Below are 26,838 nucleotides of genomic sequence, written 5' to 3' on the forward strand. Positions count from 1 at the left end.
TGGAAGCCGTAGCTCAAACCCTGTAGGGGCGGTCCTTGTGCCGCGATAGGCTGCGCAGCAGACCCATAATCTGAGATTCCATACTGCTGGAACCGTTTTACGGATCCGATGACCTTCAAAAGTTGCGCAACACGTGGCTCCCACCGGGCATTGTGTAGCGCATCAATGCAGTACCTTGCTCTGCAACGCCTCCGACCGACGTCCAAGTACGTTTTCGCTGATCTGCACGAAGTCCTCGAGGCTGACGCTGGGCAGTCGCATCAGCCCGCGCGCCACGTCGTCGAGCGATTGCCGGGCCTGGGTATGAATACGGATCTCCTTGTCCAGTGCCTGCAACAGCATCACCCCTCGCGCCACCTGGGCAGGCGTCGCCTGGTGCCCCTTGAGGTGCTTGACGCTTGCGCCCTGTTTGCTCAAGCGCGCCTGCCAGGCCTGATAACGATCATCACTCATGCCACCTGATCGGCGCAGCAGCTCGGTGGCGTAGTAGTCGGTCAAGCTCTCGATCAACCAGTCATTGCCCTCACGCCCACGCAGCTGAGTGAACAACTGGACCACTTCGCGCAGCAGCGGGCTGCTGCCGCTCTCGCTGACCATGGCCTGGCCACTGTGCAGGTAGAGCGAGCCGTGGGCTGCCATCGCCCCGCGCCACATGTGGTCGCGTGCGCCCACCACCAGCAGTTTGGGCGGGTTTCTCGGGAAGGTGGCCTGCAGTTGCGGCCAGATGTAGGTCAGCAAGGTCAGGTTGTCCATGCGGCGCATCCCTTCCCCAACCGGCGCCGCCACCGTCACGTCGGTTTCGCCCAGGCGCGCACGGCGGCTACCCAGGTTGCCAACCAGCATCCAGCCCGTGGGGCGGTCGAACAGGCGCGAGACGTTGTCGATGCGGAACTTGTCCTTGCCAATACGTGGCCAGGCGGTCTCGACGCTTTTCCAGCCTTCGGGCAGGTCGAATGCCAGGCGGGCGACCAACTCGGTGCCGTCCTGCTGGTCCAGCCGACCGGGTGGGACCAGTTGGTCGCCCATGAACAGTGCCCAGTGCGCTGTCATGCGGGTGTTGTACACCCCAGGCCCGTGGAGCTGGTTCAACTGCACGCGGTAGCTTAGGCTGGTCTTGCCGGGCGCTGGCTGCCATACCCCGCGCTGGCCGCGAAGCTGCCAGTGGCCATCTGCTTGGAAGCCGCTGTAGGCCCCCGCCTTGCCCAGGTCGAAGTCCAAACTGCGCACAGCACTGCCATCGGCCAGCGTAAGGCGCACTTCGGCCTGTCCGGTCGCAGGCAACAGCCGAACCTGATAGTCAAGATCGACTTTCTTCGCCCAGGCCGGTGCCCCCGCCATCAACCCCAACACGGCCACCAGCACAGTCAAACGGCTACGCATACCGACACTCCTTGTTCACCAGCGGGTAAAGCGCCTGGTTAGCTGGCGCGAAAGATCAGGTGGTCTTCCCAGTCGTCCTCGTGCACGTCGCGCTCGCTGAGCATGCGCCCTGCCTGGGATATGCGCTGCTCATGCACTTGCTGACGGTCACCGCATACCAAGTGGTGCCAGACCGGCAAGTCCTTGCCTTCGCTGACCAGGCGGTAACCGCAAGTCGCTGGCAACCAACGAAACTGGTCAGCCTTGCCCGGGGTGAGCTGAATGCAGTCGGGCACCTGGGCGAAGCGATTGGGATAGTCGCTGCACTGGCAAGTGTCGAGGTCCAGCAACTTGCAGGCGATGCGGGTGTAGTAGACGCTGTTGTCGTCCTCGTCCTCGAGCTTTTGCAAGCAGCACAGCCCGCAGCCGTCGCACAGCGACTCCCATTCCTGCGGGTTGAGTTGCTCTAGGGTCTTGCGCCGCCAGAACGGGGCGTTATCAGCGATCATGACGCGATTTCCTGCAAGGGATCAGCAGCGCGTGTCCGACATCGGGCCCGAGGCAGACAGCGCCTGAAACGGTTCGTTAAGGCGTGCAGCATGGAGCTGGTAGCCGTGGCGGCGCCAGTCTAGGGCCTGGCATGCAGCAATACCAGACCGCTTGTCAGCCGTGCTCGAACTCAGGCCCATAGCAGGGTGATACGCCTGAAGGGCACCCCGAGGGCGCCACCAGCGGGCAGCGCGCTCTGATACAGGCCGGTCGATCAATACCCGCGGTCGAAGTTCACCTCGCCACGCAGCGCCTGGTCGGCTTCGAACGCCTGCAGGTTGTCGAGGAACAACCGCACCATGGCCGCAGGCGTGGTGGGCGCTGCGCTGTGTCCGGTCAGCAACAGGCCCCAGGCGGTCCAGAATGGATGCTGCCTGGGCAGAGGTTCCTGGCGGCAGACGTCGATCACCGCCCCGGCCAGGTGCCCCTCTTTCAGCGCCTCCACCAGGTCGGCGTCGACGACGGCCACACCGCGCCCGGCATTGATGAACAACGCAGTGGGCTGGAAACGCCGGAACATCGCCGTGTCAAAGATATCGTGCGTGGCCGGCGTGTCGGGCAGCAGGTTCAGCACATAGTCGACCTCGCCCACCAGACGCGCGAGATCGTCCAGGGCTGCTACCTCGGCGAATGGCGGCTGTTCACGGGCCTGGCTGGCCACACCGTACAGCACCACCCCGAACGGGCGCAGGAACTCGGCCACGGCCTGGCCGATATCGCCGGTGCCGACGATCAATACCTTGCGGCCCTGCAGCGAGCAACCAGGGCGCTCATCCCAGCGCCGCTCCACCTGGCTGACCAGGCGCGACAGGACATGCCGTTCATGGCCCAGCATGTAGGTAAGCATGTATTCGGCCATGACCTGGCCGAAAATGCCCACGGCGCGGGTCAGGCGATACGCGCGGGGCAGCCCCGTGGCCAGCAGGGGCGTGATGCCGGCCCAGGTCGACTGCATCCAGTGGGGGCGATGCCCCTGGCGCAACAAGCTGGCCAGCAGGTCGGGCTGGCCGAGCCAGACTGGGCACTGCGGCGCCAGCCGGGCCAGTTGCGCGGAGTCGTCGCTGGTCAGGACTTCAAGGTGCGGTGCCGCCTGGTGCAACAGGTCGGCGTAGCGGGCGTGGTCATGCTCGGCAATCAGTACGCGCATGATCAGGCGGGATCGTTTCGGTGCAGCAACTCGTCGGGCAGGTGCTCGATGTACTCGTCATCCGGCGGCGGCATCTGCAGGTGATAACCCTGATTGTCGAGGTTCTCCAGCACCTTGGTGATGTCTTCGCGGGCCAGCTTGCGTTCGGGGCTGAGCACCAGGTCGAAGGCGTGCTGGGGCGTGCCGAAGAACGGCAGCAAGCCTTCGGGTACGCGTTGCAAGCCATCGGCCTTGAGCACATACAGGTACATTTCGTTCTTGCGGGGGCTCTTGTAGATCGAGCAGATGCGTTTCATTGAGGGTCTCCGGCACCGGCCAGGCTGTCCAGCAGTGCCTGGCCCATCCGCTCACGGCGCCAGCCGCGCAGCGAATCGGGCAAGGTGTAAGGGCCGTCGGGGTAACCGCTTTTGAGCAGGGCCTCGAGGGTTTTCTTGCGCAGCATCAGCTCGGGCGCGATACCCAGCCGTTGCCCTTCGGCCTGACCGACGGCGCGCAGTTGCTTGAGAATGCCCGAGGCTTCGATAGGCAACGGCTCAGGCAATGGCTCGGGCCATTGTTCGGCCGGAAGGCTAGCGGCGTGCTTGATCAGTTGCAGCAAGGTTTCGCCATCCTGGCGCAAGGTGCGCGGGTGCATGTCGTCGATGCGGGCCAAGGCCGCCAGGTTGGTCGGCTGGCTCTTGGCGATGGGCCACAGCGCATGCTCCTTGAGGATGCGGTTGCGCGGAACGTCACGCAGGCGGGCCTCGCGCTCGCGCCAAGCGCACAGGGCGCGCAGCACCGCCAACTGCTGGGGCGACAGCTTCCACGCCAGCTTGACCTCACGGTACAGGCTGTCGGGCTGCACCTCGCGGCGCAACTGGGCCACCAGTTCAGCACCGTCTTCCAACACCCAGGCGTACTTGTCGTCGGACAGGCGCGCATGCAAGGCGCTGAACAGCTCGGCCAGGTGCACGGCGTCCTCGGCGGCATAGCTGACCTGGGTCTCGGACAGTGGGCGTTGCAACCAGTCGGAGCGGGTCTCGCCTTTGGGCAGGTCGATGCCCAGTACCTCCTGTACCAGCCGCGAATAGCCCATGGAGAAGCCAAGGTTGAGATAGCCGGCAGCCAGCTGGGTGTCGAACAACGGCTGGGGCAGCTTGCCGGTCAGGCGCAGCAGCACCTCCAGGTCCTCGCTGCAGGCATGCAGCACCTTGACCACGTTACGGTCTTCGATCAGCTCGGCCAGCGGCTGCCAGTTGGCGATCAACAGCGGGTCGATCAGGAACGCGCACTTGCCATCGCCAATCTGGATCAGCCCTGCCTTGGGGTAGAAGGTATCGACGCGCATGAATTCGGTATCGACCGCGACAAACGGCAATTGGCGCCAGTCGCGGCAGTGTTCGGCCAGGCTCAGGTCGTCACGGATCCAGTGAATTTCGATGGCCACAAGGCTCTCCCACTAACATTGGCGCGCAGTATATACGGCGCGGGCACTGCTGGTGAAACCCGGGCCATCCTTGATGTCGATCAATGGTGCAATTTCACGGACTGTGCAACCAGGCCGGCGCCAAGCTCCAGGCAATGTCCCCCCCACTGCGCGTTGACGGCGTTCGCCAGGCAAGCCCACCCTCGCCTGCTCAGCGCCTGGCGGTGAGCCAGGGCCGGCAGCTGGCAAACAGGTCCAGGGAACGCTCGTACACCTGGGTGCGAACCTGCAACAATCCCAGCATCGAGTGGAACAGGTTGTCCTGGGACAAAGGCGCATCGTTCAACTTGGCCAGGCAACCGGTATCGACACCGAAGTCCTGCTGATAGCTGTCGGAAAACCAGGCCAGCAGCGGTACATGCTTTTGCTGTTCCGGGGCGATGGCGTACGGCGTCCCGTGCAGGAACAGGTTGTACTCGCCCAGCGATTCGCCATGGTCGGACAGGTAGATCATGGCCGTATCGACCTTGTCCTGCCGGCTGCGCAGGGTGTCGATCAGGCTGGCCAGGACCCGGTCGGTGTAGGCCAGGGTATTGTCGTAGCCATTGATGATCTGCGCCTGGCTGCACTGGTCCAGGGCATTGCTCTGGCACACCGGGGCAAAGCGCTGGTCGGCCTTGGGGTAGCGTTTGAAGTAGTCGGGGCCGTGGCTGCCCATCTGGTGCAACACCAGCACGGTGTCCTTGTCCAAGTGGTCGATCAGCTCGCCCAACCCCTGCAGCAGGATTTCGTCGTGGCACTCGCCTTCGCCGCAGAATTGCGGGTCCTTGAGCTTGCTCATATTGATGAACTGCACGCGGTCGCAGGTGCCCTTGCACCCGGACTGATTGTCGCGCCACTGCACATCCAGGCCCGCCCGCTTGAGAATATCGAGCAGCCCTTCGCGGTTCTTGGCGATGCGCGCATCGTAGGCCTTGCGGGGCATGCCGGAAAACATGCAGGGTACCGACACAGCCGTTTCAGTGCCGCAGGAATGAACGTCCGAGAACGCCAGCAACCCTTGCTCGGCGGCAAGCCTGGGGGTGGTATCGCGGTTGTAGCCCAGCACGCCGAAATGATCAGCGCGCGCGCTTTCACCCACCACCAGCACCGTCAGGGACTTGCGCTGATGGTGCTGCCAGTCCGGGGTGCGGGCGGCATCTTCGCCATAGTGGGCAAAGGGGCGTGCAGTGGTGACCACGCGCTCGCTCACGTAGGCCATGGAGGCACCGACGATATTGCTGGGGGTCAGCATCAGGCGCAGTTCGTGGTGATTGCGAAACAGCGACGACAGACCCTGGTAATTGGCCAACCCTACCGAGCCCAGGCCTACCACGCAGGCCGCCGTGACCACCAGCTTGCCGAACAGCTCGCGCTGCCACGGCCGATACACCACCGGCGCTCGCCACAGCAGTACCGAGGGCAATACTCCAAGGCCAAGCATGTACAAGCCGAACTTCAGCGACAGCAGGTCGCGCACTTCTGCCACGTTGGTTTCGGCGATGTTGGCGAACATGCCTGCATCGATCAGCACGCCATAGCGGTTCATGAAATACGCCACCGCCGCACCACTGACGAACAGCAGCACCAGCAAGGGCTTGAGCACATAGCGGAAGGCAATGAGGGTAAGGATGAGGTTGAAGGCGAACAACATCAGCACCGCAAATGCCAGGGTCAACCACAGGCCGGGCAAGCCGGGGGGCACTACCTGTTCCAGGTGCTCCCAAAGAAAGACATTCAAGCCGATCAACAGGTACAGGCTGGCCAGCAGCGTGACCCATTCGGTGCGCAGGGGTTTGATGTTGAGCATTCAGGTTCGCAACCAAGAGAAGTGACCACCAGTGCCGGATGGCACTGGGAGCAAGCTGGGCGAACTCTAGAAACCGAGCCATCAATTTTCTGTGAAAAATAACGTAACAATTTAGTGAAAGCGCTGATTTCGACGCGTACCCGTCAGTCGTTCAGCAGGGGTTCAGGTTTCGCAGCCTCCCTCCCCGGGACAAACGCGGCTATCCTCAGAGGTCAGGACCTTAACCAATCCCCTGACAGAGGTGAAGAAATGCCTGTTCCGCACGATCTGCTCGCTGACTTGCACGTTACCGCTGACGCATTCCAGGCACTCATTGACAAGGACCAGACGCTGCATGGCTTGCACAAGGAGTACAACGCCAAGGACAAGGAAGTGGTCGCCGCCGAGAAGAACGGCACCAACGACGAGGCCGTTACGCGCTTGCGCCGCGAGCGGCTGCTGATCAAGGACAAGATCGAGCGCATCATCCACCCGCCCAAATAATCACCGGCCTCTTTGCAAGCGCCAGCCCGTCATCGCTTCGCATGACAGGCTGGCGCTGAACCGCTCGCCGCTACAGCCCTGCCATCATTACCCGGCCAAAGCGCCCAGCGCCGTTTCCAGGTCATCGATCAGATCGGCGACCGCCTCGATACCCACCGACAGGCGCAACAGGTTCTCACTGATGCCCATTGCCCCTTTCTGCTCGGGGCTCATGGAGCAGTGGGACATGGTCCAGGAATGGTTGATCATGCTTTCGACCCCACCCAGCGAGTCGGCCAGCACGAAAATCTGCAGCGCTTCGACCAGCCGATTGAGCGCCGCCCGATCACCCTTGACCTTCATGGCAACCACCGCCCCGCCGCTGCGCATCTGACGCTTGCACAGTTCATGCTGCGGATGGCTTGGCAGCCCTGGGTAGTACACCTGCTCGACCTGCGGGTGGCCTTCGAGCCTGCGGGCAACTTCCAGCGCGTTGGCACACTGGCGCTCCATGCGCACGTCCAGGGTCTTGAGGCCGCGCAACGCCAGGTAGCAATCGAACGGCCCTTGCACCGCGCCGATGGCCATGCTGATGCGGCGCAGCTGTCGGTGCAGGTCTTCGCTGGCCGCCACCACCACCCCACCGGTGAGATCGGAATGGCCACCGATGTACTTGCTGGCCGAGTGCATGACCAGGTCCACGCCCAGGGTGATCGGGCGCTGGTTCCACGGTGAGCAGAAGGTATTGTCGATGCAGGTCAGGATGCCCCGGGTGCGGGCAAGGTCGCAGACGGCCTTGATGTCGATCAGGTGCAGCAGCGGGTTGGTCGGTGATTCGATCCAGATCAGCCGGGTTTCGGGCTTGATGGCAGCAGCCACGGCATCGAGGTCGTTGAGGTCGACGTACGTGGTGGTCAGGCCGGACGTGCGGCTGCGGTAGTCCTCCAGAATTCGAAAGGTGCCGCCGTATACACCATTCATCACCACCACATGGGCGTCCTTGGGCAGCAGTTCGAGCACGGTGGCCGTGGCATTCACCCCTGACGCGCAGGCCACCGCCCCTACGCCTTCCTCCAGGGCTGCAACACAGGTCTCGTAGGCGTGGCGGGTGGGGTTGCCTACGCGGCTGTAGGAGTAGTCCGGCGTGTCGTCCAGGCCGCGCTTGATGAACGAACTGGCCGTGACGATGGCTGGAAAAATGGCATTGTCGGCGACTTCGAACTGCTCGCCGGCATGAATGGTTCGGGTGGCGAAATGGCGCGGCTTGTCGGACATGGTCGGGCTCGTTGGCAGAGGTAAGGTTGCCACTATCGCACAACGCAAAAGCCCTGACCTTGGGGTACCCTGTGAAAACTTCTTCGCCACGGCCCATGCACTCTATGGACAGCTTCGACCGACACATTCTGACCCTCTTGCAGCGCGATGCCGCGCTCTCGCTCAAGGCCTTGGCCGAGGCCGTCAACCTGTCCACCACCCCTTGCTGGAAGCGGGTCAAGCGCCTGGAAGACGAAGGCTATATCGTCGGTCGTGTGGCCCTGCTGGATCCTGGCCTGCTAGGGCTGGGCCTGACCGTGTTCGTGCAGGTCAAGACCCAGCGCCATGACAGTGCATGGCTGGAGCAGTTCGCCGCCACGGTCACGGCGTTCGAGGAGGTGATGGAGTGCTACCGCATGTCCGGCGACTGGGACTACATGCTGCGGGTGGTGGTGGGCGATATCGCGGCGTATGACCGGTTCTACAAGAAGCTGATTACCAGCACCGATGGGTTGTCCAACATTACCTCGAGCTTTGCCATGGAGCAGATGAAGTACACCACGGCCTTTCCAGTGAACCGCGGTTGACGCGGGTTTGCACGGGCGGCCCTGTTGCACACTGAAGCTCAGTCGGTCGCAAGGGCCGCTGCAATGCGATTATCCGCCTTGGCCTTCTCGACCTTGATCGCCACGAACTTGGAGGTCGGGGTGTAGGTCCCTTCACCATAACTTTCCAGCGGCACCAGCGGGTTGGTTTCCGGGTAATAGGCGGCAGCCTGCCCCTGCGGCACGTCATAGGCCACCAGACGAAAACCCGACACCCGTCGCTCGACGCCGTCGTCCCACAGCGACACCAGGTCGACGTGTTCACCGGGCTCGAAGCCCATGCGCCGAATGTCGGCCTCGTTGACGAACACCACTTCGCGTAGCCCGAACACACCGCGGTAACGGTCATCCAGGCCATAGAGGGTGGTGTTGTACTGGTCATGGGAGCGCAGGGTTTGCAGGATAAGGTCCGGTTTGTCGCCACGGGCCAGCACCTGGGCGTTGACCAGTTCAGCGGGTAGCGCATTGGGGCTGAATTGCGCCTTGCCGGTGGCCGTGCGCCAGGTGCGGTCGGCAGCGTGGTTACCCAGGTGGAAGCCCCCGGGTTGCAGCAGGCGTTCGTTGAAATGTTCGAAGCCTGGAATCACGTCGGCAATTAGGCTGCGGATATGGGCGTAATCGGCCACGGCGTGCTCCCAATCGATGGGGTGCTTGCCCAGGGTGGCCTGGGCCATGCCGGCAATGATCCAGGGTTCGGAGCGCATGTGGGGCGAACGTGGCCGTAGCTGGCCGTGGGAGATGTGCACCATGCTGAAGGTGTCTTCGACTGTTACACCTTGCGGCCCGCTGGCCTGCAGGTCGATTTCGGTGCGGCCCAGGCAGGGCAGGATCAAGGCATCGCCACCGGTCACCAGGTGCGAGCGGTTGAGTTTGGTGGAAATCTGCACGGTCAGTGCGCAGTTGCGCAGGGCGGCATGGGTGCGTGCGGTGTCTGGGGTGGCCTGGGCAAAATTGCCCCCAAGGCCGATGAACACCTTCGCCCGACCTTCTTCCATGGCCTTGATCGCCAGTACGGCGTTGTGCCCGTGGGTGCGCGGCACCTGGAACTCAAAGCGAGCTTGCAAGGCATCGAGCAAGGCGGTCTTGGGCTTCTCGTCGATGCCCATGGTCCGGTCACCCTGCACGTTGCTGTGCCCGCGCACCGGCGAGAGCCCCGCGCCGGGTTTGCCGACATTGCCACGCAGCAATTGCAGGTTGACGATTTCCTGGACGATGGCCACCGAATGGCGATGCTGGGTAACGCCCATGGCCCAGCACATGATCACGCGCTCGGCCTTGCGGTACATGCGCGCGGCCTGTTCGATCTCGGCCTGGGTCAGCCCGGACTGCGCCACGAGGGCCGGCCAGGGTGTGGCATCCAAGGTCTGCAGGTAGGCCTCGATGCCGCTGGTGTGCTCGGCAATGAACGCATGATCGAACACCGCAGGTTCGCCCTTGGCCTTGGCTTCGCGTTCCCACTGCAGCAGGTACTTGGCGATGCCGCGCATGACCGCCATGTCCCCGCCCAGTGCCGGGCGGAAGTAGGCGGTATTGGTGGGCTCGGAGCCGTTGCTGAGCATCTCCAGGGGGTGCTGCGGGTGCTGGAAGCGCTCAAGGCCCCGCTCCTTGAGGGGGTTGAAACATACCACCTGGGCACCGCGCTTCACGGCTTCGCGCAGCGGTTCGAGCATGCGCGGGTGGTTGGTGCCAGGGTTCTGGCCAATGACGAAGATGGCGTCGGCCAGCTCCAGGTCGTGAAAGACCACGGTGCCTTTGCCTACGCCCAGGGTCTGCGCCATCCCGACGCCGCTGGCCTCGTGGCACATGTTCGAGCAGTCCGGGAAGTTGTTGGTGCCATAGGCGCGCACGAACAACTGATAAAGGAAGGCCGCTTCGTTGCTGGCCCGGCCCGAGGTATAGAACTCGGCCTGATCGGGAGATTCCAGGGCGTGCAGGTGCTTGGCGATCAGCGCAAAGGCCTCTGCCCAGCTCGTCTCGACATAGTGGTCGGTGGCCGCGTCATAGCGCATGGGATGAGTCAGGCGGCCCTGAAACTCGAGCCAGTAATCGGTCTGATCGGCCAGGGCGCTGACGCTGTAGCGGGCAAAGAAGGCCGGATCGACCGAGCGGCCGGTGGCCTCCCAATTGACGGCCTTGGCGCCGTTCTCGCAAAACTTGACCGTGTCGTTTTCCGGCGACTCGCCCCAGGCGCAACCGGGGCAGTCGAAGCCGCCATTCTGGTTGGTCTTGAGCATGGCGCGCAAATTCTTGAAGGCGTTGTCACTGCCCAGCCAGCTTTTGGTCACGCTCTTGAGCGCGCCCCAGCCGGCAGCGGCGCCTTTGTAGTCGCGGATATGTGGGTCCTGGCTCATGGGTGAAATCCTCGCCCTGCTATGGCTTTTGTCCAGCCTATGAAGCCTTGTGTAGAGCCGTCCAATCGAAAGATCTTACGAGGTGATAAGCGCCTTCGATGACCCCCGTAAACGCGGGAGCTGAGCAGTGATAGAGAGCATTTATCGGTCAGTCGGCCAAAGCCATTTGACGGCTCGGCCCGCCAGGCGCTAGCTTGGAGGCCATTCCCCCTGATTCGAGCGCATACGTGGAACAGAGCAGCCGGGCACTGATCGACGGCTTCAACCGGAAAATCGACTACCTACGGATGTCGGTCACAGACCGCTGCGACTTCCGTTGCGTGTACTGCATGGCCGAGGACATGCAGTTTCTGCCCCGCCAGCAGATCCTGAGCCTTGAAGAGCTGTTCCAGGTGGCCGAGCGTTTCGTGGCGCTGGGCACCCGCAAGATTCGCCTGACCGGGGGCGAGCCGCTGGTACGCCAGGGCATCGTCGACCTGTGCGGGCGCATCGCTGCCCTGCCAGGGCTGCGCGAGTTGTGCCTGACCAGCAACGGCTCGCAGTTGGGGCGCCTGGCACAACCGCTCTTCGATGCGGGGGTGACGCGGCTGAACATCAGCCTCGACAGCCTGGATGCCGACCGTTTCAAGCAACTGACCCGTACCGGCGACCTGCACCAGGTAATCGCCGGCATCGACGCGGCACGTGAAGCCGGTTTTCGCCGCACCAAGCTCAACTGCGTGGTACTGAAGGGCCGCAATGACGATGAGCTGTTCGACCTGGTGCGCTTTGCGATCGATCGCGAACTGGACATCACCTTCATCGAGGAAATGCCGCTGGGGGAGATCAGCGAGCACGCCCGTGGAGAGTCGTTTTTCTCCAGCGACGAGGTACTCGCAAGGCTGGCCGAGCAGTTCAGCCTGATCGAGTCGACCGAGTCTTCCCAGGGCCCTGCGCGGTACTGGCGCCTGGCCGATGCCCCGCACACCCGGGTGGGGTTCATTTCGCCCCACAGCCACAATTTCTGCGCCACCTGCAACCGCGTACGCCTCACCGTAGAGGGTCGCTTGTTGCTGTGCCTGGGCAATGAGCACTCGGTCGACCTCAAGCATGTGCTGCGGGCCCATCCCGGCAACGCTGAACGGCTGGAAAAAGCCATTCGCGACTCGTTGCACCTCAAGCCGTACCGCCATCACTTCGAGGTGGGCGGCGACGTTCAAATCCTGCGCTTCATGAACATGACCGGCGGCTGATCAGCCGTCTCTGGATTGCCATGATCGTTCATCCCACCCAGGGTGTGCTGCGAATGCTGTTCACCCTCAAAGGGTCGATCATCAAGCAGATCGCCCTGCGCTGCCTGATGGTCACCTTGCTCGCGGCAGTCATCGTCCTGGTGGAACGGCATTACCCGGCATTCTTCTATCCGGTCAGCGCTACACCGTTCACACTGCTCGGCTTGTCGCTGTCGATCTTCATGAGCTTTCGCAACAACGCGTGTTATGACCGTTGGTGGGAGGGGCGCAAGGCCTGGGGCAGGTTGATCGTCGAGATTCGGTCGTTCACTCGCGAAAGCGTGGTGATCGCCGATGCCGCGCTGCGCGCCGACATGCTGCGCAGCCTGTGCGGGTTCGCCCATGGGCTCAATGCCAGGCTGCGAGACGAGGACGACCTGGCCGCCGCGCGGCCCTGGCTGGGCAATGCCGAGGCGATCAGCCCCCACAACGTGTGTAACGGCATCCTCCTGCACCTGGGCGAGCAGTGTTCGCGGTTGACCGAGCAGCAGGGCCTGTCCGAGTGGCGCTACAACCTCTTGGCGCAGCGGTTGGCGGGGCTTGGGGAGGTTCAGGCCACCTGCGAGCGGATCAAGGGGACACCGTTGCCCTTCCCCTATACCTTGCTGCTGCATCGCACCATCTACATCTTCTGCCTGTTGCTGCCTTTCGCCCTGGCCGAACCGCTAGGCTGGCTGGCGCCGCTGTTCACGACCATCGTTGGGTATACCTTCTTTGGGCTCGACGCCATTGGCAACGAGTTGGAAGACCCGTTCGGCCGCGACGAGAACGACCTGCCTACCGATGCCATGGTGCGAACGGTAGAGCGTGATGTGTTGGCCGCCCTGGGGCAGACGCCGCTACCGCCAGCGCTGTTGCCGGTGGGGTATGTGTTGAGTTGAAGGCGCTGCGAAGCTCAAAGGAAGCGGTCACCCACAATCGCTGAGACAGGTGCACGTGTTGAGATTCGCGGCAGTCAGGCTACCGAAGCCAGGCTTGCCTTGGCCTGGTTCAGGCCCTTTTCATGGAAATCTCCGCTCATGTTCAGGCCTTCGGCATGAATGAACGTCACGTCGTGAATGCCAATGAAGCCCAGCACCTGCCGCAGGTAGGGTTCCTGATGGTCGCTGCCAGCCCCTGCATGGATGCCGCCGCGTGCGGTCAGTACAATGGCACGCTTGCCGTTCAACAGGCCCTGGGGGCCGGTGGGCGTGTATTTGAAGGTGATGCCGGCGCGCAGTACATGGTCCAGCCAGGCCTTGAGGGTACTTGGGATGGTGAAGTTGTACATGGGCGCTGCCAACACCAGCACATCGGCTGCCAGCAACTCGTCGGTCAGCACGTTGGAGCGGGCCAGGGCTTGGTGCTGGGCAGCACTGCGCTGGTCTTCAGGGTTCATCCAGCCGCCGAGCAGGTCGGCGTCCAGGTGCGGCACCGGGTTGGCCGCCACGTCACGCACCGTAATCTGGTCGGCCGGGTGGGCGGCGCGCCACTGCGCAGTGAAGTCCTGGGTCAGTTGGCGGGAAATCGAATCCTGCTGGCGTGCACTGCTTTCGACGATCAGAACATGGGACATGACGGCCTCCATCGGGCTGGGGTAGATGCGATGGAGGAAGGTTAACGCTTGACCTATCGATGAAAAAGCGTAAATAGTCGGTACGATTTATCGATTAATTAGTTTATTCAACTGCGCATTTTACGCTGATGCGCAACTTGATGATCTGCCGGTTGAACTTGGCGGTAACATCGGCGCGCTTGCCGGCCGGTACATTTACCCGGCGCACCCGCGGGGCTTCAGGGCCGTTGCGAAAGGTCACCTTGCAGGCGGCGGGCACCTGGCCGTAGTTCTCAAGGGTAATCGCCCCCAGGTCATAGGCCGTGTCATAGGCCGTGGCGTCCACCTTCACCCCGTCCATGTGTTTCTCCATGTCGATGGGATAGGCAAAAGCGGTCACCGGCAGGCATAGCAGCAATGCCGCACAATATTTCTTCATGGGGCGTTCTCCTTGTGTGGAACGCAGCTTAGGCCAACAGGAGCAGGACATGAAAGCGCCACGCGTGACGCTGGATCAATGGCGGACCTTGCAAGCTGTAGTCGATCATGGCGGGTTTGCCCAAGCTGCCGAGGTGCTGCACCGCTCGCAATCGTCGGTCAGTTACACGGTGGCGCGCATGCAGGAACAGCTGGGTGTCCCGTTGCTACGCATCGACGGCCGCAAGGCGGTGCTGACCGAGGCAGGCAGTGTGCTGCTGCGCCGCTCGCGGCACCTGGTCAAGCAGGCCAGCCAACTCGAGGACCTGGCGCACCACATGGAACAGGGTTGGGAAGCCGAGGTGCGCCTTGTGGTCGATGCCGCCTACCCCAGCGCGCGCCTGGTGCGTGCCCTGGCCGCCTTCATGCCGCAAAGCCGCGGCTGCCGCGTGCGCCTGCGCGAGGAAGTGCTGTCCGGGGTCGAGGAAGTGATGCTCGATGGCATCGCCGACCTTGCCATCAGCAGCTACAACATTGGCGGCTACCTGGGCGCGGAGTTGAGCGCCGTGGAATTCGTGGCCGTGGCCCACCCTGACCACAGCCTGCACCGGCTGGGACGCGAACTGACTTTCCAGGACCTTGAAAGCCAGTTGCAGGTGGTGATTCGAGATTCGGGCCGCTCGCAGCCACGCGATGTGGGCTGGCTTGGCGCCGAACAGCGCTGGACGGTCGGCAGCCTGGGCACGGCTGCCACCTTCGTCAGCAGCGGGCTGGGCTTTGCGTGGTTGCCGCGGCACATGATCGAGCGCGAGCTGCGTGACGGTGTGCTCAAACCCCTGCCGCTGGACCAGGGCGGTAGCCGCCATCCCCTGTTCTATCTTTACGCGAGCAAGGAGAAGTCCCTGGGCCCGGCCACGCAGATCCTCATCGACCTGCTGCGCAACTTCGACACGGCACCGTTGGATGTGCCCTTCGCAGCCCCGGCCCAGGTGTAAGTGTGATGGCCAGGGCCGGCTGCGAACGCGGGCCCCGGCTGGCTGTCCGAGCTGGGTGTCAAACTCGCGATCAGGCCCTGACACAATTTCAAACGCTGCGCCTGTGCCTAGCCTACCACCTGTACTGGCAGCCGTCGAAAATTCACGGCACGCTATTACTCCTTGTACATTGCGATATATCCACCGTACCGGCGGCCCTCGAAAGCAGCCGCCTCCACTTTGAAGGACCTTTGCGCCCATGCTGAAAAAATTGCTGCTTACCGCCTGTTCCGTCGCGTTCGCCACCAGCGTCATGGCATCCGACAAGACGCCGCACGTTGTGCTGGACACCAGCTTCGGCCAGGTGGAAATCGAGCTCAATGCCGAGAAGGCACCCGTCAGCACCCAGAACTTCCTGCAGTACGTGGACAGCGGCTTCTACAACAACACCATCTTTCATCGAGTAATCCCGGGCTTCATGGTGCAAGGCGGCGGCTTCACCGAGCAGATGGTACAGAAGGAGACCAAGGTTCCGATCCGCAACGAAGCCAGCAATGGTCTGCAAAACACCCGCGGCACCCTGGCCATGGCCCGCACCTCGAACCCGAACTCGGCCACCAGCCAGTTCTTCATCAACGTGGCCGACAACGATTTCCTCAACCCAGGCCGTGACGCGGGTTATGCCGTGTTCGGCAAGGTGACCAAAGGCATGGAAGTGGTCGACCAGATCGTCAATTCGCCCACCACTGTCAAGAAAGGCATGCGTGACGTGCCCGCCGACCCTGTGTTCATCAAATCGGCTAAACGCATCGATTGATCGCGGGTCTCACAGGGACGTGACCCGATTACCGGTCGGTTGAACAGGAGTTTCAACGCTGATGCTGTACCGTCGTTTCGAGCAACTGATCGACATCTTCCGTGACGCCCCCAGCGAAGCGCCGCCCAGCGGCGTGTGGGCGTTCTATTTCTATTATCTGCGCCAGGTATGGCCAAGCTTTCTGGCTTTACTGGTGGTTGGCCTGATCGCTTCGTTGATCGAAGTGGCCATGTTCAGCTTCCTGAGCCGCATCATCGACCTGGCCCAGGGCACGCCCAGCGCCAGTATTTTCAGCGAGCACAGCGGCGAGTTGATCTGGATGCTGGTGGTGGTGCTGTTGCTGCGTCCGTTGTTCTTCGGGCTGCATGACCTGCTGGTGCATCAGGCCATCAACCCAGGCATGACCAGCATGATCCGCTGGCAGAACCACAGCTATGTGCTCAAGCAAAGCCTGAACTTCTACCAAAGCGACTTCGCCGGGCGCATCGCCCAGCGCATCATGCAGACCGGCAACTCGCTGCGCGACTCGGCGGTGCAGGCGGTGGATGCGTTATGGCATGTGCTGATCTACGCCATCACGTCGCTGGTGTTGTTTGCCGAGGCTGATTGGCGGTTGATGTTGCCCCTGGTGGTCTGGATCGTGTGCTTCATTGCCGCCTTGGCGTATTTCGTGCCACGCGTCAAAGCGCGCTCGGTGGTGTCGTCCGATGCCCGCTCCAAGCTGATGGGCCGCATCGTCGATGGCTATACCAACATTGCCACGCTCAAGCTGTTTGCCCACACCGATCACGAACAGCAGTACGCCCGCGAGGCCATCAGCGAGCAGACCGAGAAAACCCAGCTGGCTTCGCGGGTGATCACCAGCATGGACGTGGTCATCACCACGTTGAACGGCTTGCTGGTGGTCGGCACCACCGGGCTTGCCCTGTGGCTGTGGAGCCAGTCGCTGATCACGGTGGGGGCCATTGCCTTGGCGACTGGTCTGGTCATCCGCATCGTGAACATGTCGGGGTGGATCATGTGGGTGGTCAACGGCATTTTCGAGAACATTGGCATGGTGCAGGATGGCCTGCAGACCATAGCCCAGCCCGTCACCGTCACCGACCGCCCTGCTGCCCCGGCCTTGAAGGTTACCCAGGGCGCCGTGCGGTTCGAGAACGTGCGCTTTCACTATGGTGAAGCGAGGAATGTGATCGAGGGGCTGAACCTGGCGATTCGGCCCGGGGAAAAGATCGGCCTGATCGGACCGTCTGGTGCCGGGAAGTCGACCTTGGTGAATTTGCTGTTGCGTCTGTACGACGTGCAAGGTGGGCAGATTCTGATCGATGACCAGGATATTGCGCAGGTGAGCCAGGCAAGCCTGCGTGCGCAGATCGGCATGATCACCCAGGACACCTCGTTGCTGCACCGCTCGATCCGCGAGAACCTGCTGTACGGCCGCCCGGATGCGACTGACGCCCAGTTGCAGGAAGCAGTGCGCCGCGCCCGGGCTGATGAGTTCATCCCGCACCTGTCGGACGCCCAGGGCCGTACCGGTCTGGATGCGCATGTAGGTGAGCGTGGAGTGAAGCTGTCCGGCGGCCAGCGCCAGCGCATCGCGATTGCCCGTGTGCTACTGAAGAATGCGCCGATTCTGATCATGGACGAGGCCACGTCCGCGCTGGACTCGGAGGTGGAGGCGGCGATCCAGGAGAGCCTGGAAACGCTGATGCAGGGCAAGACCGTGATCGCCATCGCCCACCGGCTGTCCACCATTGCCCGCATGGACCGACTGGTGGTGCTGGACAAGGGCCGAATCGTGGAGGTGGGTAGCCATACTGAGTTGCTGGAGCAGCGGGGGCTGTATGCGCGGCTTTGGCAGCATCAGACAGGTGGGTTTGTGGGGGTTGATTAGGTGATGCCCAGGCTTTGAGGGTTCAGGCTTGAGGAGGGGGATGAAACCTCGCGCCTGTTCAAAACCCGGAGCCGCTTTGCGGCCCCAAGCCATAGGCTGTAAAACTGTCTCACTCTGCCCACTTCAATGGCCAGCTACCCTTGCAATGACTACGCAAGGAGGTCGCCATGATAGGCCGAGGTTCTCACCGCTTACGTCTGGGCAGGTTCTCCGAGCCCGGGCGGTTATATCTACTGACCACCGCCACCCGAAACCGTACCCCACTTTTCACACACCTGCACTACGCCAGGGCCGTGATCCAGCAGCTGCAACTCACTGCTAAGCAACGACAGTGCCAGAGCCTCGCCTGGGTACTGATGCCCGATCACCTGCACTGGCTAATCGCGCTAGGCCCCTGCAGCCTCGACGAGCTGATGCGTGAATTCAAATTACGCAGCAGTTGCGCGCTTTATACACGAGGCGCCGAGCACCAGCGAATCTGACAACCTGGCTTCCATGACCGCGCCCTTCGCCGTGACGAACAGGTACGCAGCGTCGCTCGCTACATCATCGCCAATCCAATCCGCGCCGGCCTGGTAACGCGAGCGAGCGATTACCCGCATTGGGACTGTGTCTGGCTCAATGGCCCTCTTCCCGGCGATAAGGCAACATCTCCCGTGCCTGGGCGGCATACGCCATTACCCCTTCACGCTCCTGAAGCAGAAAATCGGCCACCGCCGTGCGCAACCCGGGATGCAGCAGGTAATGCCACGAGCGCGTGATCACCGGCTCGAACCCACGAATCAACTTGTGCTCACCCTGGGCGCCAGCATCGAAACGTTGCAGCCCTTGGGCTATGGCGAAGTCCATGCCTTGATAGAAACACGTCTCGAAATGCAGGCGATCGAACTCGGCCAGGCAGCCCCAGTAACGGCCAAACAGACTGTCCCCACCTACCAGGCTCAGCGCCATTGCCACGTCCCGCCCGGCCTGGCGCGCCATTACCACGCGCAGGGCGTGGGGCATGCGCTCGGCCAGCAAGCTGAAGAACTCCCGCGTCAGGTAAGGCGCCCGGCCGCGCACAGCGTAGGTGTTGGCGTAACACAGGTAGACGAAATCCCACTGGGCTTGGTCCAGTTCGTCACCCCGGTACCAGCGAAAATCAACCCCCTGCCCCGCTACCTGCTCACGCTCCTTGCGCATCTGCTTGCGCTTGCGGGAGCTGAGGGTGTCGAGAAAATCCTGGAAATCGCGGTAGCCGCGGTTCTGCCAGTGAAACTGGCAACCCAGGCGCTCCATCCAGCCCGGCAGGCGCGCCAACTGTTCGTCCAGCGCAGGGTCGGTGAAGTTGATGTGGGCGCCAGACAGGCCGGCTTTGCTCAGGTACTCGGGCAAGGCCTGCAGTAACAAGTGCCCGGCTGCCGCATCGGCCGTCAGCAAGCGCGGGCCACTGACCGGGCTGAACGGCACGGCCCCCAGCAGCTTGGGATAGTAGGCGATGCCAGCCCGTTCACAGGCGTGCGCCCAACCATGGTCGAAGACGTACTCACCGTACGAATGCCACTTGCGGTAACCCGGCAGCAGCGCTTGCACCTTGCCCTCGTGCTCGAGCACCAGATGTTCGGCCGCCCACCCGTTGTTGCGCGCGACACTGCCGCTGTCTTCCATCGCACTGAGAAAGGCATGGCTGAGAAACGGCTGGCCTTCGGGCACCAGGGCGTCCCAGGTGGCGGTTGGCATATCACGCAAATGAGCAAGGCTATACAGACTGGTCACAGGGTCGGCTCGCGGCATCAAGGCCCTCAGTATCACCAAGCCGGGCGCCGGACTCAAATGACGATCGCCTGACGGGCTTCACTTCACAACAGTGCCACTATTCCGACATTAATCTGTCACTCGCCCCCGCAATACTTGCGCCTGTTTTCCGGAACCACAGAACCTGTCTATCCAGGCCCTTCCGGAGACGTGCCAACACAGGGGCGGGCGCTCGGCGTCCCCCATCTTACTCAGTAGGGAGAACCGTATGCGTCTTGTTTCTACACTTACCGGAGCAAGCCTGACCGGCATGGTGCTGGCCATGAGCACCACTCCGGCCAGTGCGGCCGTTGACGCCAAGCTGCTCGAAATGCTCCGCGCCAATGGCTCGATCAACCAGGCGCAATACAGCGAGCTACAGGCTGACCTGGCCCAGGAAAACAAGGAAAAGGCCGCTCAGAAAGCCCAGTCCGAGCGCATGAGTTCGTTCGAGCAAAAAGTGGCCTGGGCGGCCAAGACTCAGATCAAAGGCGACGTGCGCCTGCGTTATGAAGACGTCAACGTGGACAACCCGATTTCCCGCAGCGGCAACCAGGACCGGGAGCGTGTGCGTGCCCGTGTCGGTTTCTACAGCGAGATCAACCCGCAAGTGGACGCCGGGGTGCGTGTCGCCACCGGCAGCAGCGCCGATGCGCGCTCGACCAACCAGAGCCTGGACAACTACTTCGAGAAGAAATCGTTGTGGGTGGACCTGGCCTACCTGGACTGGCACCCCACCGCCGTGCCGAACCTGCACCTGATCGGCGGCAAGATGATGCAGCCCTGGGTGAGCATGGGCGACATCATCTGGGACAGCGACATCAACCCCGAAGGCGTAGCCGCCACCTACAAGACCAACCTGGGCCCTGCCGAGGTGTTCGGCAGCATCGGCCACTACAACCTCAAGGACAACGTCGACGGCGACGGCGTGCAGTTCAAGCACGATGCACAGCTCTACGCTGCGCAGTTGGGGACCAAATTCAACGCAGCCGACACCGTCAAGGTCACGGTGGGCGGCAGCGTGTACGGCTACGACAACGACAAGTCGTCGGCCGCGCTGCGCTCGCTGGGCAACACCACCGACGAATTCAACCTGGTGGAAGGCTTTGGCCAGGTGGACTTCACCGGCTTTGCCGTCCCGCTGTCGGCCTATGGCCAATTCGTGAAGAACACCGAGAGCACCGATGGGCAGGACAAGGCCTGGCTGGCGGGTCTGAAGAGTAAGATCGGGGCCTGGAGCCTGGACTACAACTACCGCGACGTGCAGCGCAATGGCGTCGTGAGCCTGTTTACCGACTCGGACTTTGGCAACGGTTTCACCGGCTCGCGCGGTCACAAGTTCAAGGTTGGCTACGAGATCGACAAGAACTTCGCACTCGGTGCGGCCTATATGATGGCCAAGACCGACTACTCCAACCTGCCCAACAGCAACGCCGATGTGGATACGCTGCAGGTAGACCTGGAAGCCAAGTTCTAAGCACCGCCACCGCGCAAACGGCCGTCCCCATCCGGCCGTTTGCGCTTTTAGGCGGCCATCGCCAGCCTTGCCGGCTTAGCGTTTGCGCAAAATCACGCTGCCGATCGAATACCCCGCGCCAAACGAGCTGAGCACACCCAGCGCCCCTTGTGGCAGGTCATCCTGATACAGGTGCAAGGCAATGATCGAGCCTGCCGAGCTGGTGTTGGCGTAGCGGTCCAGGATCACCGGCGCTTCCTGTTCACTCACTTCACGCCCCTGCAGCTTCTTGACGATCAGGTGGTTCATGCTGAGGTTGGCCTGGTGCAGCCAGAAGCGCGCCACATCGCTGGGCTGAAGGCCGTTTTCCTGCAAATGCTCGCCCACCAGCTCCGCCACTTTCGGGCACACCTCGCGGAACACCTTGCGGCCTTCCTGGATGAACAGCTTGTCTGCGGCGCCTTCGCCCTCCTCCGCCGCGCGGTTGAGGAAGCCGAAGTTGTTGCGGATGTTATTGGAGAACTCGGTCCACAGCTTGCTGCTGACCACGTCGAACTGGTGCGCCGATGTGGCGTGATCGGCGCGTTCGAGCAGTACCGCGGTCGCCGCATCGCCAAAGATGAAGTGGCTGTCACGGTCGCGGAAGTTCAGGTGGCCGGTGCACACTTCAGGGTTGACCATGAGCACGGCCCGCGCCTGCCCCAGCGCCACGCTGTTGGCGGCGGTCTGGATGCCGAAGGTGGCGGACGAACACGCCACGTTCATGTCGAAGGCAAACCCCTGGATGCCCAGCGCCTGCTGCACTTCGATGGCAATGGCCGGGTAAGGGCGCTGCAAGTTGGAACAGGCGACGATGACCCCGTCCACGTCGGCAGCGCTGCGGCCAGCGCGCTCCAGCGCCTGGCGCGCCGCCGCCACGGCCATTTCGCACAGCACCGACGGCTCGTCGTTGGAGCGCTCTGGCAGGCGCGGTTTCATGCGCTGCGGGTCGAGGATGCCGGCCTTGTCCATGACGAAGCGGCTCTTGATACCCGAGGCCTTTTCGATGAACGCCGCATCGGACAGCGGTGCGGCTTCGACCTCGCCACGCTCGATGGCCTGGGCGTTGTCCTGGTTGAACTGCTGCGACCAGGTGTTGAAGGAGGCTACGAGTTCTTCGTTGGAGATGCTCTGGGCCGGGGTGTACAGGCCGGTGCCGCTGATCACGACATTATGCACGGTCGTTCCTCTGTTCTTGGGCCATCGCCACCCGGCGCTGGCTGGAAATACACTGATTTAGTGGCACTTTAGTACTAACTTTGCGACGAGGGCAGAGCCCACGCTTGACGGTAGCCCACCTCATGGATGCCATCACCCTGTAGGCGGTGAGCATGCAGGCGAAGCAGGGCTGTGCGCAGTGGGCCGCCAAGCGGCCCGAAATTGTCTCAATAGTGCCACAACTGTGTGAGTTTAGCCTTCCACCTGGCTCCACTGCTTGCTCAATCGCTTATCGGAAATCGGCACCTTGGTGCCCAGCTGCTGGGCGAACAGCGACACGCGGTATTCCTCCAGCCACCAGCGGTACAGGGCCAGCTGCTCGTCGCGCTTGCCTTCCTGGGCATGCTTGTCGGCACGGGCCTTGTACTGCGCCCACAAGTTGGCCAGTTCGCCACTCCATACCCGGTCCTTCTGCACCTGCGAACCCAGCTTCTCCAGGCGCAGCTCGATGGCCTTGAGGTAGCGTGGCAGCTCCTTGAACCACAGCGCCGGCGTTTCACGCACAAAGCCCGGGTACACCAGGTTGCCCAACTGCTGCTTGATATCGTTCAGGGCCACGGCCTGGCTCAGGTCGATCTTGCCCTTGAAGCGTTTCTGCAACCCGTGCCACAGCTTCAGCACCTCGAGGGTCTGCCGCGCCAGGCGCTCGGCATGCTCGGCCCAGCTGCCCCGCTTGCGTTCGGCCAGCGCCGCCAGGGCCGCGCCTTCACGGGGCAGCACCGGCTCACCGTCGAGAATGCAACTGTCCAGGCTGGCCAGCAGAATGTCTTCGACCAGCGCGTCGACCCGGCCCATGTCGCGGTACAGCAGCCCCAGTTCGGTCAGCCCAGGCAGCTTGCCACGCAGGAACTTGGCCGGCTCGGCCAGCTGTTGCAGCAGCAGGCGCTGCAAGGCGCGGCGGTGCTGGAAGTCGGCTTCGGCCTGGGTCGAGAAGCGGCCTTCACGCACCGTGCCATTGTCCTCGACCAGTGCCGGGTAAACCGTCATCGAAAGCCCCGCGATCTTTTGCTGTGCCGTGGGTTTCACTTCGCTGAAGGCCTTGGCCTGCACCGGCTGCTCGCTTTTGGCATCGCGTGGCACTGCCAGCGCTGCCTGGCTGGCGGCGGCGAACCGCGCGGTCAGTTCAGCCAGGTCACGCCCTTCGCCCAGGAATTTGCCCTGCCCGTCGACCACTTCGATGTTCATGCGCAGGTGGCCTTCGACCAGGCTGACCGATTCGTCCCAGGCCTCGTCGGGCACCCGCGCACCGGTCATGCGCAGCAGTTCATGGCCCAGGGCCTGGGGCAACGCGCCTTGGCCGAAGGTCATGCGGGCCAAGGCAGCCTTGACGAAGTCCGGCACCGGCACGAAGTTCTTGCGCAGGGCCTTGGGCAAGTTGCGAACCAGCGCCACGCACTTGGCTTCGAGCAGGCCGGGCACCAGCCACTCCAGGCGCTCGCCTGGCAGGCTCGGCAACAGGGGTGCCGGCACCCGAACGGTCACACCGTCACGGGGGTGATTGGGCTCGAAGTGGTAGGTCAAGGGCAGGCGCAGTTCGCCCACCTGCAAGCTGTCGGGGTACTGCGCGGCAGTCACCTCGCTGGCCTCGCGTGCCAGCACGTCTTCCTCGCGCATGATCAGCAGGTTGGGGTCTTTCTGGCTGCCCATGCGGTACCAGCTGTCGAAAGTGGCCGTCTGGTGGATCTCGGCCGGCAGGCGCGCTTCGTAGAACGCATAGAGCGTTTCTTCGTCGGCCAGGATGTCGCGACGGCGGGCCTTGGCCTCGAGGGCGTCGAGCGCTTCGAGCAGGCGCTTGTTGGCCGTCAGGCACTTGGCCCGCGACTGGATCTCACCACCCACCAGGGCCTCACGAATAAACAGCTCGCGGGAGGTGGCCGGGTCGATGGGGCCAAAATGCACCGGCCTGCGGCCGACCAGGATCAACCCATACAGGGTGATCTGCTCATAGGCCACGACCTGCCCGCGCTTCTTCTCCCAATGGGGCTCGAAGTGGTTCTTCTTGATCAGGTGGCCGGCCAGTGGCTCGATCCAGTCCGGCTCGATACGCGCGACCACGCGGGCATAGAGCTTGGTGGTTTCCACCAGCTCGGCTGCCATGACCCACTGCGGGCGCTTGCGCCCGATACCCGATGACGGGTGCACCCAGAACCTGCGCTGCCGTGCGCCCTGGTAATCGCCGTCTTCGGTCTTGTGGCCGATCTGGCTGAGCAGGCCGCTGAGCACGGCTTTGTGCAGCTTGGGGTAGTCGCACGGTTCCTTGTTGACCGTCAGTTGCAGCTCGCGGCAGATCAGCGCCAACTGGCGATGGGCGTCGCGCCACTCACGCAGGCGCAGGTAATTGAGGAACTGCTTGCGGCACCAGTTGCGCAAGGGGTTGGCCGTCAACGCCTGGCGCTGCTCCTCGAAACCTCGCCACAGGTTGACCAGTGCGGCGAAGTCCGAATCCACGTCCTTCCACTGCGCGTGGGCCTGGTCGGCGGCCTGCTGGCGCTCAGGGGGGCGTTCGCGTGGGTCCTGCACCGACAGGGCGCTGGTGACGATCAGCACTTCCTGCAGGCTGCCCAGGCGCGCGCCTTCGAGCAGCATGCGGCCCAGGCGCGGGTCGATGGGCAGCCGAGCCAGCTGACGCCCGACCGGGGTCAGCTGATTTTCACGGTTGACCGCCGAGAGCTCTTGCAGCAGGTTGAAGCCGTCGCTGATCGCCTTGCCGTCTGGCGGTTCGATGAAGGGGAACGCGTCGATGGCGCCCAGGCGCAGGTGCAGCATTTGCAGGATGACGGCCGCCAGGTTGGTGCGCAGGATCTCGGGGTCGGTGAAAGCCGGTCGGCTGTTGAAGTCTTCTTCGCTGTACAGACGCACGCAAATGCCCGGCTCCACCCGTCCACAGCGGCCCTTGCGCTGGTTGGCGCTGGCCTGGGACACGGCTTCGATGGGCAGGCGCTGCACCTTGGCGCGGTAGCTGTAGCGGCTGATGCGCGCCGTGCCGGTATCGATCACATAGCGGATGCCGGGGACCGTCAGCGATGTTTCGGCCACGTTGGTGGCCAGCACCACGCGCCGCCCGGCATGGGGCTGGAAGATCCGCTGCTGCTCGGCCGGCGACAGGCGCGCGTACAAGGGCAAGATTTCGGTATGGCGCAACTGCGCCTTGCGCAGAATCTCGGCGGCGTCGCGAATTTCGCGCTCACCGGGCAGGAAGATCAGCACATCGCCCGGGCCCTTGCCCTGGCCGCGCTCGTGCTGGGCCAATTCGTCGAGGGTGGCAAGGATAGCCTGATCGACGGTGAGGTCGTCCTCGATCGGGTTGCCTTCCTCGTCCTGTTCGCTGATCAGCGGGCGATACCAGGTTTCCACGGGGAAGGTACGGCCGGACACCTCGATGATGGGCGCATTGTCGAAATGCTTGGAAAACCGCTCCAGGTCGATGGTGGCCGAGGTGATGATGAGCTTGAGGTCGGGCCGCCGGTGCAACAGGGTCTTGAGGTAGCCGAGCAGGAAGTCGATGTTCAGGCTGCGTTCGTGGGCTTCGTCGACGATGATGGTGTCGTAGCGTTCCAGGAAGCGGTCGTGCTGGGTTTCGGCCAGCAGGATGCCGTCGGTCATGAGTTTGACCAGTGTGTTGGCATCGCTCTGGTCTTCGAAGCGCACTTGATAACCCACCAGGCCGCCCAGCGGTGTGCCCAGTTCCTCAGCCACGCGGGCGGCGACACTGCGCGCGGCGATCCGGCGTGGCTGGGTGTGGGCGATCAGGCCATGGCTGCCGCGGCCCAGTTCCAGGCAGATCTTGGGTAACTGGGTGGTCTTGCCCGAGCCGGTTTCGCCGGCGATGACCAGCACCTGGTGTTCGGCCAGGGCTTTTTTGATCTCGTCGCGCTTGGCGGCGATGGGCAGGCTGTCGTCGTAGCGCACCAATGGCACGCTCTGCTGGCGGGCGGTGACCTGGGCGCAGGACGCCTGCACCCGCTCTGCCCACTGCGCCAGCTTTGCCTCGTCGGGGCGCTTGCGCAGTTCATGCAACTGGCGCCGCAGGCGGTGGCGGTCGGCGATCATGGCGTGGTCGAGGTTTTGCAGCAGTTTGTCGATGGCGTGGTCAGTCATTGGGCTTTTCGGTGATGCAGGTGGGCCTGCGGTGTAATCGGCATTCGAAAGAGGTGTGATTGTCGCAGATTTGGTTATTGCTTGCTGGGGGTGCTTGAAAGGTTGGGCTGGCGGGTCGGTTTGAGGGTTCAGTTTCTCTCGGCGGGGCTGGAGCTGGCGGGTGCGCAGGTGATGGACGGCGACTTGGGTGGGGGCAGGGATTTGCGAACTGGCTGAGGTCGCCTGAACCGCTTTGCGCCCGTCGCGGCGAGCGTTTCAGTGTTGTTGTGTGCGGGCCGGTAGCGGCCTGTCGTCAGGCAGGCCCTCATTTTCATCACGTTGGCCGGGTGAGCCGACCCCTGAACAAAACCGCTCGAACGCTTAAGG

The 26,838-nt window shown here is 63.0% G+C and carries 22 protein-coding genes and 1 pseudogene; 9 read left to right on the forward strand and 14 right to left on the reverse strand.

The window, feature by feature from the left end:
- Positions 1-162: 162 nt before the first annotated feature.
- From ACF8E5_RS20945 to ACF8E5_RS20970, 6 genes are all read right to left on the reverse strand, one after another.
- Positions 163-1,380 (reverse strand): hypothetical protein, encoded by a 1,218-nt coding sequence (locus tag ACF8E5_RS20945; RefSeq protein ID WP_392475747.1) that lies wholly within the window; start codon positions 1,378-1,380, stop codon positions 163-165.
- A 38-nt stretch (positions 1,381-1,418) separates the two neighbouring features.
- Positions 1,419-1,868: a YcgN family cysteine cluster protein gene (locus tag ACF8E5_RS20950; RefSeq protein ID WP_058604209.1), complete on the reverse strand. Its 450-nt coding sequence runs from the start codon at positions 1,866-1,868 to the stop codon at positions 1,419-1,421.
- A gap of 254 nt (positions 1,869-2,122) precedes the next feature.
- Complete coding sequence (locus ACF8E5_RS20955) at positions 2,123-3,055, reverse strand: D-2-hydroxyacid dehydrogenase (RefSeq protein WP_392475748.1); 933 nt, start codon at positions 3,053-3,055, stop codon at positions 2,123-2,125.
- A 2-nt stretch (positions 3,056-3,057) separates the two neighbouring features.
- Entirely contained in the window at positions 3,058-3,351 is a 294-nt protein-coding gene (locus ACF8E5_RS20960) for a YcgL domain-containing protein (RefSeq protein WP_023534892.1), read from the reverse strand.
- A complete protein-coding gene (gene rnd / locus ACF8E5_RS20965) occupies positions 3,348-4,481 on the reverse strand; it encodes a ribonuclease D (RefSeq protein ID WP_196127900.1) in 1,134 nt (377 codons plus the stop codon). The genes ACF8E5_RS20960 and rnd overlap by 4 nt, the downstream gene beginning before the upstream one ends.
- A gap of 190 nt (positions 4,482-4,671) precedes the next feature.
- A complete protein-coding gene (locus ACF8E5_RS20970; RefSeq protein ID WP_392475749.1) occupies positions 4,672-6,309 on the reverse strand; it encodes a phosphoethanolamine transferase in 1,638 nt (545 codons plus the stop codon).
- Between the two features lie 249 nt (positions 6,310-6,558).
- Here ACF8E5_RS20970 and ACF8E5_RS20975 point away from each other — a divergent pair, with 249 nt between their 5' ends.
- The gene (locus ACF8E5_RS20975; protein WP_058604205.1) at positions 6,559-6,792 is read left to right on the forward strand and encodes a YdcH family protein; all 234 of its coding nucleotides are present in this window, start codon (positions 6,559-6,561) and stop codon (positions 6,790-6,792) included.
- Positions 6,793-6,879: 87 nt separating this feature from the next.
- Here the strand turns inward: ACF8E5_RS20975 and ACF8E5_RS20980 are convergent, their stop codons facing one another.
- On the reverse strand, positions 6,880-8,046 hold the full coding sequence (locus tag ACF8E5_RS20980) for a PLP-dependent aspartate aminotransferase family protein (protein WP_197844506.1): 1,167 nt from the start codon (positions 8,044-8,046) through the stop codon (positions 6,880-6,882).
- A 104-nt stretch (positions 8,047-8,150) separates the two neighbouring features.
- Here ACF8E5_RS20980 and ACF8E5_RS20985 point away from each other — a divergent pair, with 104 nt between their 5' ends.
- Positions 8,151-8,612 carry an Lrp/AsnC family transcriptional regulator gene (locus ACF8E5_RS20985; protein ID WP_023534914.1) on the forward strand — a complete coding sequence of 154 codons (462 nt, stop codon included), beginning with the start codon at positions 8,151-8,153 and terminating at the stop codon, positions 8,610-8,612.
- A 38-nt stretch (positions 8,613-8,650) separates the two neighbouring features.
- Here the strand turns inward: ACF8E5_RS20985 and ACF8E5_RS20990 are convergent, their stop codons facing one another.
- Complete coding sequence (locus tag ACF8E5_RS20990) at positions 8,651-10,981, reverse strand: FdhF/YdeP family oxidoreductase (RefSeq protein ID WP_196186401.1); 2,331 nt, start codon at positions 10,979-10,981, stop codon at positions 8,651-8,653.
- Between the two features lie 227 nt (positions 10,982-11,208).
- Between ACF8E5_RS20990 and moaA the strand changes: the two genes are divergently transcribed.
- Together moaA and ACF8E5_RS21000 are read left to right on the forward strand one after the other, a co-directional pair.
- Positions 11,209-12,213 (forward strand): GTP 3',8-cyclase MoaA, encoded by a 1,005-nt coding sequence (gene moaA, locus ACF8E5_RS20995; protein WP_197844504.1) that lies wholly within the window; start codon positions 11,209-11,211, stop codon positions 12,211-12,213.
- A 20-nt stretch (positions 12,214-12,233) separates the two neighbouring features.
- Positions 12,234-13,133: a bestrophin family protein gene (locus ACF8E5_RS21000; protein WP_197844503.1), complete on the forward strand. Its 900-nt coding sequence runs from the start codon at positions 12,234-12,236 to the stop codon at positions 13,131-13,133.
- Positions 13,134-13,207: 74 nt separating this feature from the next.
- Here ACF8E5_RS21000 and ACF8E5_RS21005 read toward each other — a convergent pair whose 3' ends face one another.
- A complete protein-coding gene (locus ACF8E5_RS21005; protein ID WP_058604201.1) occupies positions 13,208-13,807 on the reverse strand; it encodes an FMN-dependent NADH-azoreductase in 600 nt (199 codons plus the stop codon).
- Positions 13,808-13,910: 103 nt separating this feature from the next.
- Positions 13,911-14,225 (reverse strand): hypothetical protein, encoded by a 315-nt coding sequence (locus ACF8E5_RS21010; protein ID WP_058604200.1) that lies wholly within the window; start codon positions 14,223-14,225, stop codon positions 13,911-13,913.
- Positions 14,226-14,274: 49 nt separating this feature from the next.
- Between ACF8E5_RS21010 and ACF8E5_RS21015 the strand changes: the two genes are divergently transcribed.
- From ACF8E5_RS21015 to ACF8E5_RS21030, 4 genes and pseudogenes are all read left to right on the forward strand, one after another.
- The gene (locus ACF8E5_RS21015) at positions 14,275-15,198 is read left to right on the forward strand and encodes a LysR family transcriptional regulator (protein WP_058604199.1); all 924 of its coding nucleotides are present in this window, start codon (positions 14,275-14,277) and stop codon (positions 15,196-15,198) included.
- Between the two features lie 238 nt (positions 15,199-15,436).
- On the forward strand, positions 15,437-15,994 hold the full coding sequence (locus ACF8E5_RS21020; RefSeq protein WP_196186404.1) for a peptidylprolyl isomerase: 558 nt from the start codon (positions 15,437-15,439) through the stop codon (positions 15,992-15,994).
- 61 nt (positions 15,995-16,055) lie between these two features.
- Positions 16,056-17,888, forward strand: coding sequence for an ABC transporter ATP-binding protein (locus ACF8E5_RS21025; RefSeq protein WP_392475750.1), 1,833 nt, complete (start codon positions 16,056-16,058; stop codon positions 17,886-17,888).
- 167 nt (positions 17,889-18,055) lie between these two features.
- Positions 18,056-18,508 (forward strand): annotated as a pseudogene (locus tag ACF8E5_RS21030) (transposase); the annotation flags it as partial.
- Here ACF8E5_RS21030 and ACF8E5_RS21035 read toward each other — a convergent pair.
- On the reverse strand, positions 18,507-19,661 hold the full coding sequence (locus ACF8E5_RS21035) for a GNAT family N-acetyltransferase (RefSeq protein WP_392475751.1): 1,155 nt from the start codon (positions 19,659-19,661) through the stop codon (positions 18,507-18,509). The pseudogene ACF8E5_RS21030 and the gene ACF8E5_RS21035 sit on opposite strands and share 2 nt — an antisense overlap.
- A 229-nt stretch (positions 19,662-19,890) precedes the next feature.
- On the opposite strand from ACF8E5_RS21035, the gene ACF8E5_RS21040 reads away from it, so the two are divergent.
- Positions 19,891-21,138, forward strand: a complete 1,248-nt coding sequence (locus ACF8E5_RS21040; protein ID WP_392475752.1) for a putative porin — start codon at positions 19,891-19,893, stop codon at positions 21,136-21,138.
- A gap of 75 nt (positions 21,139-21,213) precedes the next feature.
- On the opposite strand, the gene ACF8E5_RS21045 is transcribed toward ACF8E5_RS21040, so the two are convergent.
- The 3 genes from ACF8E5_RS21045 to ACF8E5_RS21055 form a co-directional block, all read right to left on the reverse strand.
- Positions 21,214-22,335: a beta-ketoacyl-ACP synthase III gene (locus ACF8E5_RS21045; protein ID WP_392475753.1), complete on the reverse strand. Its 1,122-nt coding sequence runs from the start codon at positions 22,333-22,335 to the stop codon at positions 21,214-21,216.
- 231 nt (positions 22,336-22,566) lie between these two features.
- Complete coding sequence (gene hrpA, locus ACF8E5_RS21050; protein ID WP_392475754.1) at positions 22,567-26,472, reverse strand: ATP-dependent RNA helicase HrpA; 3,906 nt, start codon at positions 26,470-26,472, stop codon at positions 22,567-22,569.
- A gap of 128 nt (positions 26,473-26,600) precedes the next feature.
- On the reverse strand, positions 26,601-26,838 hold a 238-nt coding region (locus ACF8E5_RS21055), incomplete at its 5' end, for a hypothetical protein (RefSeq protein ID WP_392475755.1).

The organism is Pseudomonas sp. WSY_20 (assembly GCF_043104335.1).
In the GTDB taxonomy this organism is placed as follows: Bacteria; Pseudomonadota; Gammaproteobacteria; order Pseudomonadales; family Pseudomonadaceae; genus Aquipseudomonas; species Aquipseudomonas parafulva_B.